The sequence below is a fragment of the Bradyrhizobium sp. CER78 genome (assembly GCF_029846235.1).
Classification (GTDB): Bacteria; Pseudomonadota; Alphaproteobacteria; order Rhizobiales; family Xanthobacteraceae; genus Bradyrhizobium.
Genome location: NZ_JARVWP010000005.1, coordinates 467,239 through 484,911, shown reverse-complemented (window position 1 = coordinate 484,911; position 17,673 = coordinate 467,239). Strand labels below are relative to the sequence as shown.

19 protein-coding genes and 1 riboswitch are annotated in these 17,673 nt (G+C 65.0%); of the genes, 6 read left to right on the top strand and 13 right to left on the bottom strand.

The window, feature by feature from the left end:
• The first annotated feature begins 189 nt into the window (after positions 1 to 189).
• Positions 190 to 579 (top strand): hypothetical protein, encoded by a 390-nt coding sequence (locus QDT69_RS13905; protein ID WP_279707078.1) that lies wholly within the window; start codon positions 190 to 192, stop codon positions 577 to 579.
• A 168-nt stretch (positions 580 to 747) separates the two neighbouring features.
• Here QDT69_RS13905 and thiC read toward each other — a convergent pair whose 3' ends face one another.
• The 6 genes from thiC to QDT69_RS13875 all read right to left on the bottom strand — a co-directional run bounded on the left by thiC (position 748) and on the right by QDT69_RS13875 (position 6,461).
• Complete coding sequence (gene thiC / locus QDT69_RS13900) at positions 748 to 2,646, bottom strand: phosphomethylpyrimidine synthase ThiC (protein ID WP_279707077.1); 1,899 nt, start codon at positions 2,644 to 2,646, stop codon at positions 748 to 750.
• A gap of 184 nt (positions 2,647 to 2,830) precedes the next feature.
• Complete coding sequence (locus QDT69_RS13895; protein ID WP_279707076.1) at positions 2,831 to 3,439, bottom strand: thiamine phosphate synthase; 609 nt, start codon at positions 3,437 to 3,439, stop codon at positions 2,831 to 2,833.
• On the bottom strand, positions 3,426 to 4,208 hold the full coding sequence (locus tag QDT69_RS13890) for a thiazole synthase (protein ID WP_279707075.1): 783 nt from the start codon (positions 4,206 to 4,208) through the stop codon (positions 3,426 to 3,428). Before QDT69_RS13890 ends, QDT69_RS13895 begins: the two co-directional genes overlap by 14 nt.
• A gap of 178 nt (positions 4,209 to 4,386) precedes the next feature.
• A complete protein-coding gene (gene thiS / locus QDT69_RS13885; protein ID WP_279707074.1) occupies positions 4,387 to 4,584 on the bottom strand; it encodes a sulfur carrier protein ThiS in 198 nt (65 codons plus the stop codon).
• Between the two features lie 7 nt (positions 4,585 to 4,591).
• Positions 4,592 to 5,605, bottom strand: a complete 1,014-nt coding sequence (locus tag QDT69_RS13880) for an FAD-dependent oxidoreductase (RefSeq protein WP_279707073.1) — start codon at positions 5,603 to 5,605, stop codon at positions 4,592 to 4,594.
• A riboswitch (TPP riboswitch) is annotated at positions 5,593 to 5,734 on the bottom strand. It overlaps the preceding gene by 13 nt.
• Before the next feature lie 199 nt (positions 5,735 to 5,933).
• Entirely contained in the window at positions 5,934 to 6,461 is a 528-nt protein-coding gene (locus QDT69_RS13875; RefSeq protein WP_279707072.1) for a lytic transglycosylase domain-containing protein, read from the bottom strand.
• 382 nt (positions 6,462 to 6,843) lie between these two features.
• On the opposite strand from QDT69_RS13875, the gene QDT69_RS13870 reads away from it, so the two are divergent.
• Positions 6,844 to 7,038 (top strand): hypothetical protein, encoded by a 195-nt coding sequence (locus QDT69_RS13870; protein ID WP_050424367.1) that lies wholly within the window; start codon positions 6,844 to 6,846, stop codon positions 7,036 to 7,038.
• 61 nt (positions 7,039 to 7,099) lie between these two features.
• On the opposite strand, the gene QDT69_RS13865 is transcribed toward QDT69_RS13870, so the two are convergent.
• Both QDT69_RS13865 and QDT69_RS13860 read right to left on the bottom strand, forming a co-directional pair.
• The gene (locus QDT69_RS13865) at positions 7,100 to 8,455 is read right to left on the bottom strand and encodes an ATP-binding protein (RefSeq protein ID WP_279707071.1); all 1,356 of its coding nucleotides are present in this window, start codon (positions 8,453 to 8,455) and stop codon (positions 7,100 to 7,102) included.
• Between the two features lie 2 nt (positions 8,456 to 8,457).
• A complete protein-coding gene (locus tag QDT69_RS13860; protein WP_279707070.1) occupies positions 8,458 to 9,195 on the bottom strand; it encodes a response regulator in 738 nt (245 codons plus the stop codon).
• 286 nt (positions 9,196 to 9,481) lie between these two features.
• Between QDT69_RS13860 and QDT69_RS13855 the strand changes: the two genes are divergently transcribed.
• Together QDT69_RS13855 and QDT69_RS13850 are read left to right on the top strand one after the other, a co-directional pair.
• Positions 9,482 to 9,859, top strand: coding sequence for a PRC-barrel domain-containing protein (locus tag QDT69_RS13855; protein WP_021079972.1), 378 nt, complete (start codon positions 9,482 to 9,484; stop codon positions 9,857 to 9,859).
• 360 nt (positions 9,860 to 10,219) lie between these two features.
• Positions 10,220 to 10,765 carry a PRC-barrel domain-containing protein gene (locus tag QDT69_RS13850; protein WP_279707069.1) on the top strand — a complete coding sequence of 182 codons (546 nt, stop codon included), beginning with the start codon at positions 10,220 to 10,222 and terminating at the stop codon, positions 10,763 to 10,765.
• A gap of 87 nt (positions 10,766 to 10,852) precedes the next feature.
• On the opposite strand, the gene QDT69_RS13845 is transcribed toward QDT69_RS13850, so the two are convergent.
• The 5 genes from QDT69_RS13845 to QDT69_RS13825 all read right to left on the bottom strand — a co-directional run bounded on the left by QDT69_RS13845 (position 10,853) and on the right by QDT69_RS13825 (position 17,121).
• Positions 10,853 to 12,250, bottom strand: coding sequence for a glycerophosphodiester phosphodiesterase family protein (locus QDT69_RS13845; protein WP_279707068.1), 1,398 nt, complete (start codon positions 12,248 to 12,250; stop codon positions 10,853 to 10,855).
• Between the two features lie 128 nt (positions 12,251 to 12,378).
• Positions 12,379 to 13,350 (bottom strand): efflux RND transporter periplasmic adaptor subunit, encoded by a 972-nt coding sequence (locus tag QDT69_RS13840; RefSeq protein WP_279707067.1) that lies wholly within the window; start codon positions 13,348 to 13,350, stop codon positions 12,379 to 12,381.
• Positions 13,337 to 15,667, bottom strand: a complete 2,331-nt coding sequence (locus QDT69_RS13835) for an ABC transporter permease (RefSeq protein ID WP_279707066.1) — start codon at positions 15,665 to 15,667, stop codon at positions 13,337 to 13,339. Before QDT69_RS13835 ends, QDT69_RS13840 begins: the two co-directional genes overlap by 14 nt.
• Positions 15,664 to 16,635, bottom strand: coding sequence for an HlyD family secretion protein (locus QDT69_RS13830; RefSeq protein WP_279707065.1), 972 nt, complete (start codon positions 16,633 to 16,635; stop codon positions 15,664 to 15,666). Before QDT69_RS13830 ends, QDT69_RS13835 begins: the two co-directional genes overlap by 4 nt.
• 225 nt (positions 16,636 to 16,860) lie before the next feature.
• Positions 16,861 to 17,121 carry a hypothetical protein gene (locus tag QDT69_RS13825; protein ID WP_279707064.1) on the bottom strand — a complete coding sequence of 87 codons (261 nt, stop codon included), beginning with the start codon at positions 17,119 to 17,121 and terminating at the stop codon, positions 16,861 to 16,863.
• Between QDT69_RS13825 and QDT69_RS13820 the strand changes: the two genes are divergently transcribed.
• Together QDT69_RS13820 and QDT69_RS13815 are read left to right on the top strand one after the other, a co-directional pair.
• Complete coding sequence (locus QDT69_RS13820) at positions 17,114 to 17,386, top strand: hypothetical protein (RefSeq protein WP_279707063.1); 273 nt, start codon at positions 17,114 to 17,116, stop codon at positions 17,384 to 17,386. The genes QDT69_RS13825 and QDT69_RS13820 overlap by 8 nt on opposite strands.
• Before the next feature lie 103 nt (positions 17,387 to 17,489).
• Complete coding sequence (locus tag QDT69_RS13815) at positions 17,490 to 17,642, top strand: hypothetical protein (RefSeq protein WP_279707062.1); 153 nt, start codon at positions 17,490 to 17,492, stop codon at positions 17,640 to 17,642.
• Positions 17,643 to 17,673 lie beyond the last annotated feature (31 nt).

The following is a 17,673-nucleotide window of genomic DNA, read 5'->3' as shown; positions in this document are numbered from 1 at the left end:
GTAGCCTGCATGAGCGGAGCGATATGCGGAACTGATGCTAACCCCGGATGTCGCTCCGCTCATTCGGGTTACGCTTGCTGGATTAAAGTCAGCGCAATCACTTTCCTAATCGGCTAGGGGAACGTCATGTAGTAGGATGGTTCCCTGCGCACTACGCGTACTGCGAAGAAATGGATCCGGGGCTGGACTATGAACGATAGCTTTAACTCTTTGCCGTGGCACGATGCCGAGTTGCAGGAACTGTCGATAGATCGACGCAGTCCTGGAGCACGGGATGAGGTTCGGCTTCAAGTAGTCTGGCCTGATGGTCGTCAAGCAGCTTTGTTATTCCGCGACTGTTATGGCATGAAGGCTGAGATGAACTTCGGCGTCATCGCAGAAGAGCGAATCGCAGGCGCTTCGTTGATCGAAGATGATCAAGGTCTGATCTCGATTCGAGATCGCTGGAGGCCGCTCGGTGTGCCGCTGGATATGCTGCGCTGCTACCGGCTGGAGACGTCTTCGACAGCTAGCGTCATACGAATCTACGCTGAGCGATTTGAGATATTGGAAATCGGCGACTGCATCGGGCTTCGCTGACAATCGTCCGGAGTCCGCAGGATGGTTGGACCTTGCGGAATGACCAGTTTGTACGCGCAATGTGAGTACAAAGCCTAGAAGTAAAAAGGGCCGGGCTTTCGCCCGGCCTCTTCGTTCTTGACGGATGCCCGGTCAAGGCCACGTATGACGAGCGGAGAGGGCGCATCCTCACAACACCCGATTGCTCTCCTTCACCTTGTCCGCGTCGAGATACAGGTTCTCGCCCATCTCCTTGAACTTGGCGCTCATCGTCGCCATGCCGTCCTCGATGGTGCCTGACATCGATGCGCCGACGCCCGTCGGGTCGTTGAGCGTCGCGGCGTAGTCGCGGACGTCCTGGGTGATCTTCATCGAGCAGAACTTCGGGCCGCACATCGAGCAGAAATGCGCGACCTTGTGGGCTTCCTTCGGCAGGGTCTCGTCGTGGAAGTTCTTCGCGGTCTCGGGGTCGAGGCCGAGGTTGAACTGGTCCTGCCAGCGGAAGTCGAAGCGGGCGCGGCTGAGCGCGTCGTCGCGGAGCTGCGCCGCAGGATGGCCCTTGGCGAGGTCGGCTGCGTGGGCCGCGATCTTGTAGGTGATGACGCCGACCTTGACGTCGTTGCGGTCAGGCAGGCCGAGATGCTCCTTCGGCGTGACGTAGCAGAGCATCGCGCAGCCGAACCAGCCGATCATCGCCGCGCCAATGCCCGAGGTGATGTGGTCATAGCCCGGTGCGATGTCGGTCGTCAGCGGCCCGAGCGTGTAGAACGGCGCCTCGCCGCATTCCTTGAGCTGCTTGTCCATGTTGATCTTGATCTTGTGCATCGGCACGTGGCCGGGGCCCTCGATCATGACCTGGCAGCCCTTGTCCCACGCGATCTTCGTCAGTTCGCCGAGCGTCTCGAGCTCGGCGAACTGGGCGCGGTCGTTGGCATCCGCGATCGAGCCGGGACGCAGGCCGTCGCCGAGCGAGAACGAGACGTCATACTTGCGCATGAGGTCGCAGATCTCGTCGAAATGGGTGTAGAGGAAGCTCTCCTTGTGATGCGCCAGGCACCACTTCGCCATGATCGAGCCGCCGCGCGACACGATGCCGGTGACGCGGTTGGCGGTGAGGTGGATGTAGGGCAGCCGCACGCCGGCGTGGATCGTGAAATAGTCGACGCCCTGTTCGCACTGCTCGATCAAGGTGTCCTTGTAGAGCTCCCAGGTCAGCTTGACGGGATCGCCGTCGCACTTCTCCAGCGCCTGGTAGATCGGCACGGTGCCGATCGGCACCGGCGAGTTGCGCAGGATCCATTCGCGCGTGGTGTGGATGTTGCGCCCGGTCGAGAGGTCCATCACGGTGTCGGCGCCCCAGCGGATCGCCCACACCATCTTGTCGACCTCTTCTTCCACTGACGAAGTCACCGCCGAGTTGCCGATATTGGCGTTGATCTTGGTCAGGAAGTTGCGGCCGATGATCATCGGCTCGAGCTCGGCATGGTTCATGTTGGAGGGGATGATGGCGCGGCCGCGCGCGATCTCGTCGCGGACGAATTCCGGGGTGATGAAGGCCGGCACCGAGGCGCCGAAGCTTTCGCCGTCGGCAAGGGCTGCTTCCGCGCGCTCGAGCTGCTGCTTGCGGCCGAGATTCTCGCGCTCGGCGACGTAGATCATCTCCTTGGTGATGATGCCGGCGCGCGCGAATTCGAGCTGGGTGATCTTGTGGCCGTCGAGGCCGCGCAGCGGCTTGTGATGCGCGGTGAACGCCTTGGCGGCGTGGGATGCGCCGACATTGCCATTGTCCTCCGGCTTGATGGTGCGGCCCTCATATTCCTCGACGCCGCCGCGCTCCTTGACCCAGGCGAGGCGATTGCGCGGCAGGCCGCTGTTGACGTCGATCGTGACGTTGGGATCGGTGTAGGGGCCCGAGGTGTCATAGACCGGCAGGTTCGGCTCGCCGGCGCCTTCCGACAGGATGATCTCGCGCAGCGGCACCCGGACGTCCGGCGCGCTCGCCGGCGTCGCGAAGATCTTGCGTGAGGCAGGCAGCGAGCCTGTCGTGACGGCGGGACGGGTGGTGTCGGGGTTGGAGCGGATGTTCATGAGGGATCCTCCTTACTTCAATTCGTTGGCATTGCTGCGCGAGAAACAATTACCGCTGTCATCCCCGCGAAAGCGGGGATCCAGTATTCCAGAGGCCGCGATGGGATACGGAGAAGCCGCGGCGTACTGGATCGCCCGGTCAAGCCGGGCGATGACGGCAGGGTGTGTGGAACGAGAGTTTGCATCACGCAGCCTCCGCACGGAGGCCGAGCCACTGCCGCACCCGCGCGTCGGGGTCGGCGTTCTGGGTGACGTCACTGACGACGGCGATCGAATCTGCGCCTGCGGCGAAGATCTCGGCGGCGTGCTCGAACTTGATGCCGCCGATCGCGACAAGGGGGATTGAGCCGATCCGCTTCTTCCACTCGGTGATCTTCGGAATGCCCTGCGGCTCGAACCGCATCGACTTCAGCGTGGTGAAGAAGATCGGGCCGAGCGCGACATAGTCGGGCTTGGCGGCGAGCGCGGTGGCAAGCTCGGCATCGTCATGGGTGGAGACGCCAAGCGTCAGCCGCGCTTTACGGATCTCGCCGAGGTCGGCGCCAGCCAGATCTTCCTGGCCGAGATGCAGATGCTCGGCGCCGGCGACGATCGCCGCGCGCCAGTAGTCGTTGACGACGAGCTTTGTGCCCGTGCCCTTCGTCACCGCCAGCGCGTCGCTGACGATCTGCAGCGCCTCGGCATCGTCGAGCTCCTTGGCGCGCAGCTGGATGGTGCCGACGCCGAGCTTTGTCAGTCGCTCGACCCACTTGACGCTGTCGACGACGGGATAGAACGGATCAGGATACGGCATGCCAGAACGGGGTCCCAACGACAGGGGTGGAGGGGGAGGCGAAGTCGCGGGCTTCCATCAGCCCGGCTTCATAGGCGGTGCGGCCGGCCTCGACGCCGAGGCGGAAGGCGTTGGCCATGGCGACGGGATCGGCGGCCTTGGCCACGGCGGTGTTGAGCAGCACGGCGTCATAGCCGAGCTCGAGCGCCTGCGCCGCATGCGACGGCGCGCCCAAGCCGGCATCGACCACCAGCGTGATGTCGGGCAGGCGGTCGCGCAGCAGTTTTAGCGCGTCGCGATTGGTGATGCCTTTGGCACTTCCGATCGGTGCAGCCCACGGCATCACCACCTTGCAGCCGGCCTCGACCAGCCGCGAAGCGACCGAGAAATCCTCGGTGCAATAGGGGAACACTTCAAAACCGTCCTTGATCAGGATGCTGGCGGCCTCGACCAGGCCGACCACGTCGGGCTGCAGCGTGTCGTTGTCGGCGATCACCTCGAGCTTGATCCAGGGCGTGCCGAACAATTCGCGCGCGAGCTTGGCTGTGGTGACTGCCTCGCGCACGCTGCGGCAGCCGGCGGTGTTCGGCAGCACGGTGACGCCGAGCTCGCGGATCAACGACCAGAACGCATCGCCGGTCTTGCCGCCCGCGGCTTCGCGGCGGAGCGATACGGTGACGATGCTGGCGCCGGAGGCCCGGATCGCGTTCTGCATGATCGCAGGCGATGCATACAGCGCGGTGCCGATCAGCAGGCGGGAGGGGAAGGTTTTGCCGTAGAAGGTGACCATGTCGTCTATCCCTCGTGGTCGTGTTCGCTGCCGCGCATACAACTCGTCATCCCCGCGAAAGCGGGGATCCAGTATTCCAGAGGCCGCGCTGTGATACGGAGAAGCCGCGGTGTACTGGATCGCCCGGTCAAGCCGGGCGATGACACCGGAGTATTTGGAATGCGCATATTCATCATCATCACCCTCCCTGCCGCGGCGTGATGATCTCGATCTCGTCGCCGGCCTTGAGCGCCGTCTCGGCCCAGCGGCCTTTCGGCACCACGTCGTAATTCACTGCGATCGCGAAATGGCTGCCCTCGTAGTCGAGCTCGGCCAAGAGCGCGTCGACGCTGGCTGCATTGATCTCCCGCTGCTCGCCGTTAACAATTACACGCATTGGACGATCACGCGCATTGCATCACCTCGTTGTCGATTTCGCCGCGCGCAAGATAGGCGAGCGTCAGCTCGGCCAGCGCGGGCGCCAGCAGGAAGCCATGACGGTAGAGTCCGTTCACCGTGATGCGTTCCTGCTCGATCCTGATTTTCGGCAGATTGTCGGGGAAGGCGGGCCTGAGCCCGGCGCCGAACTCGACGATGCGGGCCTCGCCGAACGCCGGATGCACCACATAGGCGGCGCCCAGAAGCTCCAGCGCCGAGCGCACGCTGACGCCGTTGTCCTCGGCCTCGATCGAGGTCGCACCCAGCATGAAGCGGCCGTCGCCGCGCGGGATCACGTAAAGCGGCCAGCGCGGATGGATCAACCGCACCGGACGCAACAGCTCGACCTCCGCGGTCTCGATGACGATCATCTCGCCCTTGACGCCGCGCAGGCTCGGCTCGCGGTCGCGTGCGGCTAGTCCCCGGCAGTCGATCACGAGGCCGTCGAGATCATCAGCCTCGGCATCGCTGCCGAACTTGATGGCGCCGCCGGCCTTGGCGATCGCGGCATGCAGCCGCGGCAGCACGCGGCGCGGCTCGACATGACCTTCCTCAGGATAGAACAGGCCGGCGCCGAAGCGGCCCTCGAGCGCCGGCTCGAGCGCGCGAACGCCCTCGGCATCGAGCCGGCGATGGCCTGACGTGAGGCGGGCAAAGCGCTCGAAATCGGCGCGGTCGCGCGGATGCGCCACCACCAGCGAGCCGTTGAACGCCGCTTCCGGGAGATGCTGTCGCCACAGCGCGAGCGACCGGATGCCGAGCCGCGTGATGACGGGCTCGGCGGCCTCCTCCTCGCACCAGGGCGCCAGCATTCCGCCGGCCCAGTGGCTTGTGGATTCCGTCATCGCAGCGTCACTGCGCTCATGCAGGGTGACGGCACGTCCGGCCTCTGCGAGCAATAGCGCATGCCAGGCGCCGGTTATGCCTGCGCCGATGATGGTGACGGGGGAATCCCCCCGCGGTCTTGACGTCTGATACATCCCTGTCCCTTCGCCGGCATGACCCGGATCAGGTTCAAAGGGTCACCGCGGTCCCGGACTGTTCGCCTACTGGCCAGTCCAAGCTTGCGGTATCTCAGCTCCTCCTTCGGAGCACCCCTCGGAACGCCCCTAATGTAGGCGGATGGGCGGATGTGTCAACTTGTATGCCAGGGTTGGGAACGCGCCGTACGCAAAGCGCGCGTGCCCCGGACGCAGCGCAGCGCGACAGCGGTGCCCTGCTGAGCCGGGGTCTACCGCTCGTCGAACATGGGTCCCGGCTCCGTGGAGCAACGCTGCGCGTTGCACCGCGTCCGGGACATGAAAGCACTTATTTGGAAGCCTGTTCCGGCTGCGGCTCGGCGCTATCGGCCGGCATCTGCTCCTGCTTGGCGAGCTCCTTCGGCGGCGCACCCGCGCCGCCATGCTTCGCCTCCTTGAGGTGACCGCCGCGCTGCCGCTTTGCGACGTAGTAATACCCGCCCGCGAAATAACGCACGGCTCGGTCGTGATCGCCATTGGCGGCGCGATAGGCGCCGGCGAGGTACTTCACGCCGTATTTGAGGTTGGTGCCGGGGTCGCGCAGACCCTCGGCGGTACCGGTGTAGCCGAGGCCGCGCGCGGTGCCGAGCTTGATCTGCATCAGCCCGATGGTGCCGCCGCGCCCGATCAGCTGCGGATGGTACTTGCTCTCGCGCACGATGACGCGATGCACCAGCTCCACCGGCACCAGATTGGCTTGGGCCTCGGCAGCCACCATCGCCTCGTATTGCGCACGCGATTGTGCACTTGCGCTTCCGCAGAACGCCAGCACCGCGATGGCGGCGGCAAGGTAGCTAAGGCTCTGAAGGGTCTTCATCTCGGGTCGCTCGGGGTGATCAAACGCGCGTCGGTTCTGCGGTCTCATTGGTACGGCGAGCGGGCAGGAATGTGGCAAAACCTTCGCATCGGCGAACGTTGTGCGTCCGTGATTATCCGGATGCAGGTGACCGGAGCATGCGATCGCAACACGCATGCTTCAAATTGTTCGCATCAATCGTCTCGACTGAAAATTGTCATCGGCTAAATTTTCGCCGCTAATTTTCTCGATCGATTTTGCCGCACGCGATCCACAACAGTTTTTCGTGCAAACGACGGAGCGAAGGTTTACACTTCGTCTCACGACAGAGTGGGCGCGTTCAGTCAGCACATCTGTCCAGTCCAAAGCACGCAAAAAACAAACATCACTCGGGAGATGCGCCATGGTCCGTCAGGACACAGGCTATATGCCTCGCGAAAATCCCTGCGCGCAATGCGGCAAGCCGATTGCCCGCCCCGATTGGGTGGAGCACAGCGAGGGGCGCACGTCGTTCCTGTGGCATTGCCGCGCCTGCGATTACCGCTTCGAGGCGATCGCGATCTACGACACGGCGCAGCTCACGCCGCTCGCCGCCTGATGGCTTAATTATCGGTCAGCGTCGTTACCGGTCAGCGTCATCGCCGATCAGATCAGCCTGATCAGGCCGCGGACTTCCGCGGCAACTGCATCTGCTGCCGCGCCGGCAATTCGATCCGGACCACGAGCCCGTGCGGCTTGCGATCGTGCAGCGACAGCGTGCCGCCATGCGCGAGCACGATGGCGTTGGCGATCGACAGGCCGAGGCCGAAGCCCTCGGCCTCATCCATGTTGCGCGCCTGGTCGCCGCGCACGAACGGCTCCAGCACGCTCGCCTTGTGCGCATCCGAAATGCCGGGGCCGTCGTCCTCGATGTCGATGACGAGGCGATCCGGCTTGACGTCCAGGCGGACGGCGACTTCGCCGCCGAAGCGCACGGCATTGTCCACCAGATTGGTGATGCTGCGATGCAGGTCGGCGGGCCGCGCGGTCGCCATCGCGTGCTGCGGACCCTCGTAGCTGACCTTGTGTCCCATGTCGGCGAACTGGTCGGTGACGAGGTGCAGCGTGCTGGCGATGTCGACCAGCGTCATCTCCTCGAGCTTGCGGTCGTTGCGCAGGAACGACAGCACGGACTCCAGCATCGAGCGCATCTGGTCGAGGTCGCGCAGCATGCGGTGGCGATGGGTCTCGTCCTCGATGAACTCGGCGCGCAGCCGCATCCGCGTGATCGGCGTGCGCAGGTCGTGGCTGATGGCGGCCAGCATCTTGGTGCGGTCGTCGATCAATGCCGTGATGCGCTCGCGCATCCGGTTCAGCGCCTTGGCCAGCGAGCGGATCTCCTCGGGGCCGCGCTCCGGCAGCGGCGCGGCGGCGCCGTTCAGGCTGAAGGTCTCGGCGGCCTTGACGAAGGACGACAGCGGCGCGGTCAGCGCCCATGCCGCCCACAGGCCGAGCAGGGTGACGCTGATGACGGCGAACAGCACCGTCATCATCCAGGGCCCGCCCCAGAACGGCCGCATGTGCTGGTCCGGCATCAGGTTGGCGGCGAACATGGCGCCGTCAGGCAAGCGGATCGCGACGCGGCGGATCTCGGCGTCGCGTGGCGTGCTGCCCGCCTCGCGGGGTAGGGAGTAGACATGATAGCCGGCGCCGAGCCGGCGCAGCGCATGCAGGCTCGGCGGGGCGGTCTCGGTGAGACCGCCGGCATCGGACGTGAAGTCGCCGATCGCAAGCTGCGGGAAGGCTCTGATGATGTCGGCCTGCAGCCGCGGCCGCTCCGATGCCGGAGCATGCCCGAGCAATTGCGCGGCGGCGGCGAGCTGGGTGTGCCAGCGATCGGACGGCTCCGGCCTATCAGGGCGATGGATCAGGAAGGTGGCGGTGATGATCAGGTGCAGCGCGACGATCGAGACGACGACCAGCGCCGCCATCTGGGCGCCGATCCCCCGCAGACTCAGCACACGCAACAGCTTCATGGTCAGTTGCTCGTGGCGGCAACCGCCTCCACCCTCGGCGTGAACACATAGCCGCCGGACCGCACCGTCTTGATCATGGTAGCTTCCTGCGGATCGGGCTCGATCTTGCGACGGATGCGGCTGACCAGCACGTCGATCGAACGCTCGAACGAGCCGGCGCTGCGGCCCTGCGTCAAGTCGAGCAGGCTGTCGCGCGACAGCACGCGGCCGGGCCGCTCGCAGAAGGTGCGCAGCAGGTCGAACTCGGCGCTGGTCATGGCGACGCGCGCGCCTTCGGGGTTGCGCAGCTCGCGCAGGCGGATGTCGATGCGCCAGCCGAGGAAGGTCAGCATGGTTGCCCCCTCGATCGCGCTGGCATTGCGCGCGGCGGCCTGCCGGCGCAGCACCGCATTGATCCGGGCCAGCAGCTCGCGCGGGTTGAACGGCTTGGCCAGGTAATCGTCGGCGCCCATCTCGAGGCCGAGGATGCGGTCGACATCCTCGCCGCGCGCGGTCAGCATGATGATCGGAGTCTGCGACTCGGCCCGCACCTTGCGGCACAGGCTGAGGCCGTCCTCGCCGGGCAGCATGACGTCGAGCACCAGGAGATCCACCCGGTGATCGGTCATGGCCTTGGCCATTTCGCGGCCGTCGGAGGCGGTCGTGACATGGCAGGAATTGGTGCGGAGGTATTTTGCGATGAGGGACCGCGTTTCGCGGTCGTCCTCGACGACGAGGATGTTGGGCGCAGCCTGGGTCATACCGATCTTTTGTCCGTGATTCGGGGAAAGCGGCTCAGGAATTTTGTTTCAGTGTATGTCTGAAATCTTGCCCGGCAGAACGAGTTAGCAGGTCGGCGGTGCGGAGAAAAGTTATCGTTCCGTCATCAAGCCTAATGCGTTGAAATACGAGTGGATCTCTCCCAGGCCGGGCTCCGCTCCGAGCCGCCGTGCCGGCCCGGAAAAGGGAAGGGCGGCTGTCATATCCAGGGCCGGAACCCGCTCCCCCGGCGATGCGTTGTTTCCCTTTCAGGTCAGGGAGGATGAGATGGCTGTCGAGGTCAGGACAAGGCCGCATCAGCTCATTGCAAGCGATCGCGTCGAGGGGACGGCGGTGCGCCGGGCCAATGGCGACATGATCGGCCATATCGAGCGGCTGATGATCGACAAGATCTCGGGCAAGGTGTCGTACGCAGTACTGAGCTTCGGGGGCTTCCTCGGGATCGGAACCAATCTGATTCCGCTGCCGTGGGGCCGGCTGCACTACAACCCGAAGTTCGAGGCCTACGAGCTCGATATCGAGGATGATGAGCTGAAGCGCGCGCCGTCATTCCGCGCCGACAAGGATTTCGATTGGGGCGACCGTTCGCAGGAGGTCGAGCTGCATCGCTTCTACGGCGTGCCGCCCTATTGGGGCGGCTTCTGAGCGCGGGGTCAGATGTGCGCATGATCGACGCGTGTCGATCGATGATGCGGCTGCGGGGGCGCGTGTCCGCTTGCGCAGCGCGGTTCGCCGGGACAACTTAGTGCGCCGAACATCGTCACATCGGGGACTGCATCCGGCGCAGTCGTGAGGCTCAACCGCGGCTTACTTGAGAGGCGACGATTACTTTCGTCAAGGGACCGCGACGCTGCGTGCGCCGGAAAGTCCACGCGCCAAGCCTGCTGCATCGCATGTTCGGCGCTGCCACAGACCGAAGCGGCGTTTGACCGCAGTTCCGTTAGGAACGGTTGTGGAGATGACGGGTTCTCCATGCATCGATTTTGCGAAATGAGGAGAGCCATCATGTTGGTCAAATCCATCATCGCCGGCGCCGCCGGCACCGCGCTGCTCGCAACCGTCGCCTTTGCGCAGACGCCCACCGACAAGGGCGACAAGTCTCCCGCGGCGTCGCCGGCTCCTGCGGCATCGACGTCAGCCACGTCGACCGAGTTCAAGGGCAACTGGCGCGCGTCGAAGGTCGTCGGCCTGAGCGTGTACAACGACAAGAACGAAAGCGTCGGCTCGATCAATGATCTCTTGATGGAGAAGGGCGGTACCATCAAGGCGGTCGTGATCGGTGTCGGCGGCTTCCTTGGCGTCGGCGAGCATCTGGTCGCCGTGCCGCTCGACAAGGTGAAGTTCGTCGACGAGCCGATCGCCTATACCGGCGCCTCGAACACCGGCGGCGGCAGCAGCAACAAGATGTCGCCGACAAGCACCACGGGTACTGCGCCGGCAGCGCCCGCGACGGCGTCAAAGCCCAATCCCTGGTATCCGGACCACGCGGTGTTCAATGCGACCAAGGATGAGCTGAAGGCGATGCCGGAGTTCAAATATTCGACCGAATAACGCGGATCGCATCATATGAAAGACAAGCGCGCCCGGTGATGCCGGGCGCGTCTTGTTGCGCCACAAACCTGCGCTCGGCTGCTGGCCTCACCAGCCCAGTTCGCGCAAGTAGGCCGCGCGGGCGGCAACGCCGGTGTGGGTGAAATCGGTGAATACCCCATCGACGCCGAGACGGAAGAACTTCAGATACTCGAGGCTTGGATCGTTGCGATAATCGCTAGCCAGATATTTCTTCTCGTTCCGGAACGTGAAGACGTGCACGAACAGGCCGAGCTTGTGCGCGTCGGCAATCACGCTGGTCGCATCCTGCGTCGAGGCCTCCGCCGTCGATCCCTTGTAGGGCTTCCCGTCAGCGCCAGCGTCCTTCCAGGGCGCGATCTTGTAGGGAACAATATAGGCCTTCCACGGACCGATACCGTCGGCATAGGTCTTGATCTCCGCGAGGCCATCCGGCGTCAGCATCGCATCGAAGGTGCGGCTGTCACCCGCAACCGTCCAGTCGTAGGGGCGGGAATTGGCGATGTTGTTGAGCAGCACCTTGCCGGTCTTGAAGTCGACGCCGTTGCCGTCGATCAGCTGGACCTGCCGCGTCTCCAGACCGTGACTGCGCATGTATTTCAGGCTGCCGGGCTCGAAGCTCTGCACGATGATGGGCGCGTCCTTCGAATTGAGGCCGTTCTCCTTGATGATCTTGATCAGGGCATCCTCGAGCGGATGGCTGCCGGGCACGCCGCAGCCATTGGCGATCGCCTGGGCATTGTTCCAGGTTGGATTCTTGGTTTCCGGATAGACCGAGATTGAGCGCCCCGTCGCCTTGCTCTTGGCCTTGGCGATGTCGATGATGTCCTGGAAGCTGATGATCGGGAATTTGCCGTTGAACAGTTTTGGCCGTTCGTTGGCCGCATCATAGGTGGTGCCGGCGATCCACTGCCTCAGCTCGGCCATGGTGAAATCGGTGATCGACCAGTCATTGGTGTGGTCATCGCCGTCGACGATCAGGGCTTTCAGCACCGATTTGGGATCGGCTGGATCGATGAGATCGGTCGGATACTCGGCCGGTCCGCTGGTGGGGGTTTGCGGCCATTTCACCTTGACGGGAACGCCCGGCGCCGTGCGCTTGCGAGCCGCAACCTCGGCGTTGGTCTTGGCCACCTCGGCGACATTGGTGTTGTCGCCGAGCCATGGATTGTGCCGCGCCACCAGCACGCAATCCTTGGTCAGATGCAGGTCCTCCTCGAGCGAGTCCGTTCCGAGGTCGGCGGCCAGCTCATACGATGCTTCGGTCTCCTCGGGCACCAGGCCCGGCACGCCGCGATGTCCGATCACGAGCGGCTGCTTGCCGTCCACGGTGAGGAAGGGTTTGGCGCCTGATGGCGCCGAACCGGTTTGCGCCGACGCCATCGACGGCAGCAGCACCGCCAGGGCCGCCGCACCGAGCAGCATCGCTCCAACATGTATCTTCCGTCGTGAACGAATCTGCTTCACGGCCAACGCTCCATCTTTTGTGCGGTATCGGGTCGAATGCCGCAAGGGCAGAGCCGGACAGGGCCGGTCCGGCTGCCTTCTTAGTCTCAAGCTCCTGACAGTCCGATGACGGCCGGGGGTCGTTTGCTTCAACGCTCGATCCGGACGCCCATGCCGGGTTCGAGACCTTCCGCAGCGCCCGCGGGATCGAGGCGCAGCCGCAGCGTATTGCGGTCGTGATCGCCGATCACGCGCTCGGCCTGCCAGGTGGCGAACACCCCGAGCGGCCGCAACTCGGTGACGAGGGCCTTGGTCGCGCCATTGGCGGCGCTTCGTGTCACGTTCACGGTGTTTCCGATCGCAAGACCGTTGAGATGGTCCTCGCGCACGTTGAACGAGAGCCATTGCTGACCGGCCGCCGCGACCGCCATGATCGTCTGACCCGCACGAACGTTCTCGCCCAGTTCCGCGGCGATCACGCTGACCACGCCGTCGACCGGCGCGCGCAGCACCATCTTGTCGAGCCGGCGCTCGAGCACCGCGACGGCGGCCGTGGCAGCCTGCACCTGCGCATCGGCGATGGCGCGCTCCTCCTTGGTCGGCCCCGCCACCGCGGCGTCGTAATTCGCCTGGGCCGCCGCCACACCGGCGCGGGCCGCGGCAACATCATTCTCGGCCTGGTCGAGCGCCTGCTGGGTTTCGAAATTCTGTCCCGCCAGCGTGCTGATCCGCTTGAGCTGGGCCTCGACATAGTCGAGTCGCGAATTGGCCTTGGAGATTGCTGCCTTGAGTGAATCGACCTGCTCGCGGCGCACGCCGGCATAGACGTTGTTGCGGCTCGCGACCGCGGAGGCGAGCGCCGCCCGCGCCTGGTCCGCCTGCGCGGTCAGTTCAACGGCGGAGAGCCTGGCGAGGACGTCGCCGGCGTGCACCTGGGCGCCTTTCTCGACCGCGATCGACACCAGCTGGCCGTTCACCTCCGGCTCGATCCTGACTTCGGTCGAGCGGACCACGCCGACGATCGCGGGGGCCGGCGTCGCGCGGCTCCCGGCGTAGACCAGCGCGCCCGCGACGAGCACCAGCGGGATCGCTGCCATGGCGACGCGCCTAGTGTTGGGCATGTTGCTGTCCTCTCTTGAACACCAGCGCGGAGATCACCGCGAGCACGAAATAGCCCAGTGCCAGACACCACAATCTGAACCAGTCGTGCGAGACCTCCCAGATGCTTGCGCCGAGCTGGTTGATGCGCACGAGGCCGTCGATCGCCGAGTCGGCCGGGAACAGCCGGCCGAGCGCGGTGGCCGCATCGGGAATCGCCTCGCGCGGCCATGCGAAGCCGGCGGTGAAGAATTGCGGCAGGCTGGTCGCCAGCAGCAGGATGGTGGCATTCTCCGGCCGCGTGAACCAGGCGCCGATCGCCTGTCCCAGGAAGCTTGTCGCCAGCAGGAAGACGGTCGCCAGCGCGAAGACCTGCGGCAGATGCCCGAGCGTCGAGAAACCGTAGACCCGCGGCAGCACGATCAGATAGAGCGCGAGCGCCGGCAAATAGATGGTCAGGTGGGCGATGCCGCGCCCGAACACGCCGGCAACGGTGTTGCGGGAGTTCGCCAGCGCCGTGCCGGTGAGCATTGCCGCGCCGATCAGCAGCGTTTGTTGTAGGATCAGGATGAACGCCGCCGGGACGATGTAGCTGGCGTAGCCGCCGACCGGATTGAAGATCGGTTGCAGCAGGACATTGGCCGGGCTGAGGCTCGCCAGCTTCGCCTTGACAAGGCTGCCGTCGGAGCGGGCGCCGCGCGACACCAGCTCGGATGTCAGCGTGCCGATCGCGGTGGCGACGGCGCCGGCGGTCGAGCGGAAGATGAACAGATAGGTGGCATCGGCGTAGACCGGGATGTGGGCGGTGATGCCCTTGAGCACGTCGCGCTCGGTGCCGGGCGGGATCTGCACCGCGGCAAACGCTTCGCCGCGATCGATCGCGCTCCGCGCCTCCGCAAGCGTGCGGGCGCGGACCGTCACGCTCAATGCCCCGCTGGCATCGAGCGTTTCGACGACCTGGCGAGACAGATCGCTGAGATCATTGTCGACGACCGCGATCGGGAGCTTGCGCAGGATCTGGTTCAGATAGGGTTGCGGATAATAGATGCCGTAGATCAGGGGCGCCAGGAACAGCAAGGTGAAGGCACTGCGCGTTCCGAGCACGCGCCGCCACTCCGTCAGGAAGGCGCCGCCGATGCCGGGCGGCGTCGGGCCGCGCTCCGGCGCTTCGGCAGGCCGAGCCGTCTCGAAGAAGCCCTTGCGCGTGAGGCCTGCCATGCGCAGCCATGCAAGAGCGGCAAACAGCAGTGTGAGCCCGGCGAGCGCAGCGAAGGGAGTTGCGGATTCCGAGACCGGCAATCCGCGCGCCGCCTGTCCCATCAGCACCGCCATGTACCAGCGCAGCGGCAGGATCGCGCTCCAGACCTGCGCAAACGTGTTCATGCCGATGGTCGGAAAACCGACACCCGCATAGCCGAACGCGGGGGAGGCGATCAGGCCGGCAAGTCCCAGTCCCGTCGCGAGGTCGCCGACCACGAGCTGCAACAGCGCACCGATCGACAGATAGGCGATGATGAGCAGCGAGCCGGCGGCGATCATCAGCAGGATGTCGCCCTTGAACGGGATCTGCAGTGCGCCCTCCAGCACGAGGGTCACCGCCAGCATGATCACGACGAAGATGCAGAACAGCGGCGCCAGCTTGCCGGCCAGCGCTGCGACCGGATCGCCGCCTGCGCTTGCGAGCCACTCCCGCCCGCTGCGGCGGCGGAATTCGGAGCCGACCGAGTAGCCCGCGGCCAGCGTGATCACGACATGGATGATGGTCGGCAGCAGCGCGCGCAGCAGGAATTGCGCGTAGTTCTTTTGCGGATTGACCAAGGCGATGGTCTCCGCGCTCAGCGTTCCGATCGACGCCGGCGCCGGTGCGGCGCGGCCGGCGGGCGCGGCCGCGTTCGCCGCTGCCGTCAGCGCATCGTTCAGCCCCGACGATGCGATGCCGGCCGCCGTGAGGAATTGCTGGTTGTAGAAGCCCACGACCTGCGGGCGGCGATCGGCCTTCAGGTCGCGTTCGAAGTTCGGCGGAATGAAGATCGCCGAAATCGCCTTGCCGGAGCGGATGTCCTGCACGGCGGTGGACAGCGAGCCGGAGTCGTCGACGATTTTCAGGCTCGGAGATGCGGCCACGTGCTGCGTCAGCGCGCGCGAGGTATCCGACTTGTCGGTGTCGACGATGGTGACGCCGAGGCCGCGGATCACCGGCTGGCTGAACACGGTGGTGAGCACGACGAAGGCAAACAGCGGCACGCCGAAGATCAGCAGCAGTGCCACGCGGTCGCGGAACAGCCACCGGCACTCGCGCTGTGCGACCTGCCAGAATCCGGGCTTTGAGGCGAGCCTCATTGGCGCGACCGCCAGTCGAGATAGGCGCTCATGCCCGGCCGCAGCTCGGGCACCGGCTGGACCGGATAGGCGCGGATCGAGAAGGTCCGCAGGTCGAAATCGCCGGTGGCGCGCGTCGCCCGCCAGCTCGCATATTCGCCCTTGGTCGCGATCAGCTTGACTTCGACCGTGACATGACGGTCGTCGAGCGCGGGAATGCGGACGTCGAACTTGTCGCCGACCTTGAGGCCCTTGACCAGATCCTCGCGCAGATCGAAGTGAATCCACAGATCGGCGAGATTGATCAGGGTGACCAGCGGCACGCCCGGCGAGACAAATTCGCCCGGCTCGACGTTGCGCTGATAGACTTGCGCCGCGACCGGCGCGTAGACCGCAAGCTGGTCGATCACCGATTGGACGCTCTGGATGTCGGCTTCGGCCTTCTCGACATTGGCCTTCGCGATCGCGCGCTCCTCTTTGGTGTAGCCGTTGACCGCCTGCTCATAGGCCGATTTGGCCTGATCGAGCCCGCGCTCGGCCTCGTGCAATGCGTCGGTGGTCTGGTCGAGGCGGGCCTGCGGCGCGTTGCCTTGCTCGGTCAACGTTTTGGCGCGATCGAAGGTCTTCTGGGCCAGCACCTGCGCGGCCTCGGCGCGCTCCATCTCCGCCTTCCGAGCGGCGATGGTCTCGACCCGCGTGCCGACCAGCACGTTGGCGAGTTGCGCATCGGCGACGGCCTTTGCCGCTCGCATCTGGTCCTGCTTGGCAAGCGTCTCCGGGTTGTCGATCTGCACCAGGACGGCGCCCGCCGTCACGTTCTGTCCGCGCTCGACCGGGATGTCCTTGACGCGACCGTCGACGCGCGCGGCGATGTCGAGCCGCGTCGCATCGACCTCGCCCTGCACCAGCAGCGGCTCGGGCCGCAGCAGATAATAGGCAGACAGCGCGACGATGATGGTGGCAACGACGCCGACGATGATCGCCGGCATGCGCGTTGCGGCGTGTGCATTCTCCTGGGGCGTTGCTTGTGGCGGCTGCGGCGTGCTTTGGCTCTCGCTACCAGAAGGTGACACGTCCATAGCTGACCCCACATTGGCTCATGACCAGGATAGTCATTCACTATGGCGTGGATGTTAAATCCTGCCAACCTCGGCCGCTTGTCCAATCTTGCCCGAATCTGTCCGGTTCAACCGCGCGCGCATTCGGTGCTGCCATCACGCTTCAATGTTCCATATCGATCTACGCTTGCGATCACCGGTTTGATGCGCCGGCGGCGCGAGCGGTGCGATGCGAACAAACCGGCCTTGCCGGCTGCGCATGGCCGCGCCGATCACACGGATAGTTGAAGCCCCGCGCTCGAATAAATCGCATCCGATTAAATCGGGATACTTGAAGCTTGGCCGCGTCATGCCTTTATCAGGCGCGAGCGAATTAATCGTATGCGATGTAAATCGCGGGAGCGTTACCATGATCACCAGGATTTCGTTCAAGACTATCGCGCTGGCTGCGGCGCTGTCGGCCATCGCGGCGACGGCTGCGTCGGCCCAGGCCGCGATCTCCGAGCCGGCCGCCTTCCAGGCGCTCTATCCGTATCGCGACGTGCTCAACAACGGCGCGCCGACGCCCGCGGCCAAACTCGTGCTGGAGCCGCCGGCGGTGCTGCAGAGGCTTCAGGCGGAGGAGAGCGGCATCGGCATCGTTCGCGGGCCCCGCACCCGCGGGTATCGCGCCGGCCGCTAACGCTCGCGCGCCTGTGATTGAATGATAATCAACATGCTATTGACCACGGGCGCGCGCCGACTACGTCGAACTACAGAGACTTTCCTCACGACGGAGACGTTCCATGACCAAGCAGACCGACGACCTCTCAAGGTTCTATCGCTTTGAGCTCGTGCACGGCGACCACGCGGATTTCATCGCCTATCAACGCAATCTCGGCGATGGCGTCTGGCAGACCTATTCGACCTGGATGATCCCGGGGGCGAACGGCGACTAAACGCGATCGCGGCTGACGAGGCGGTGATCGA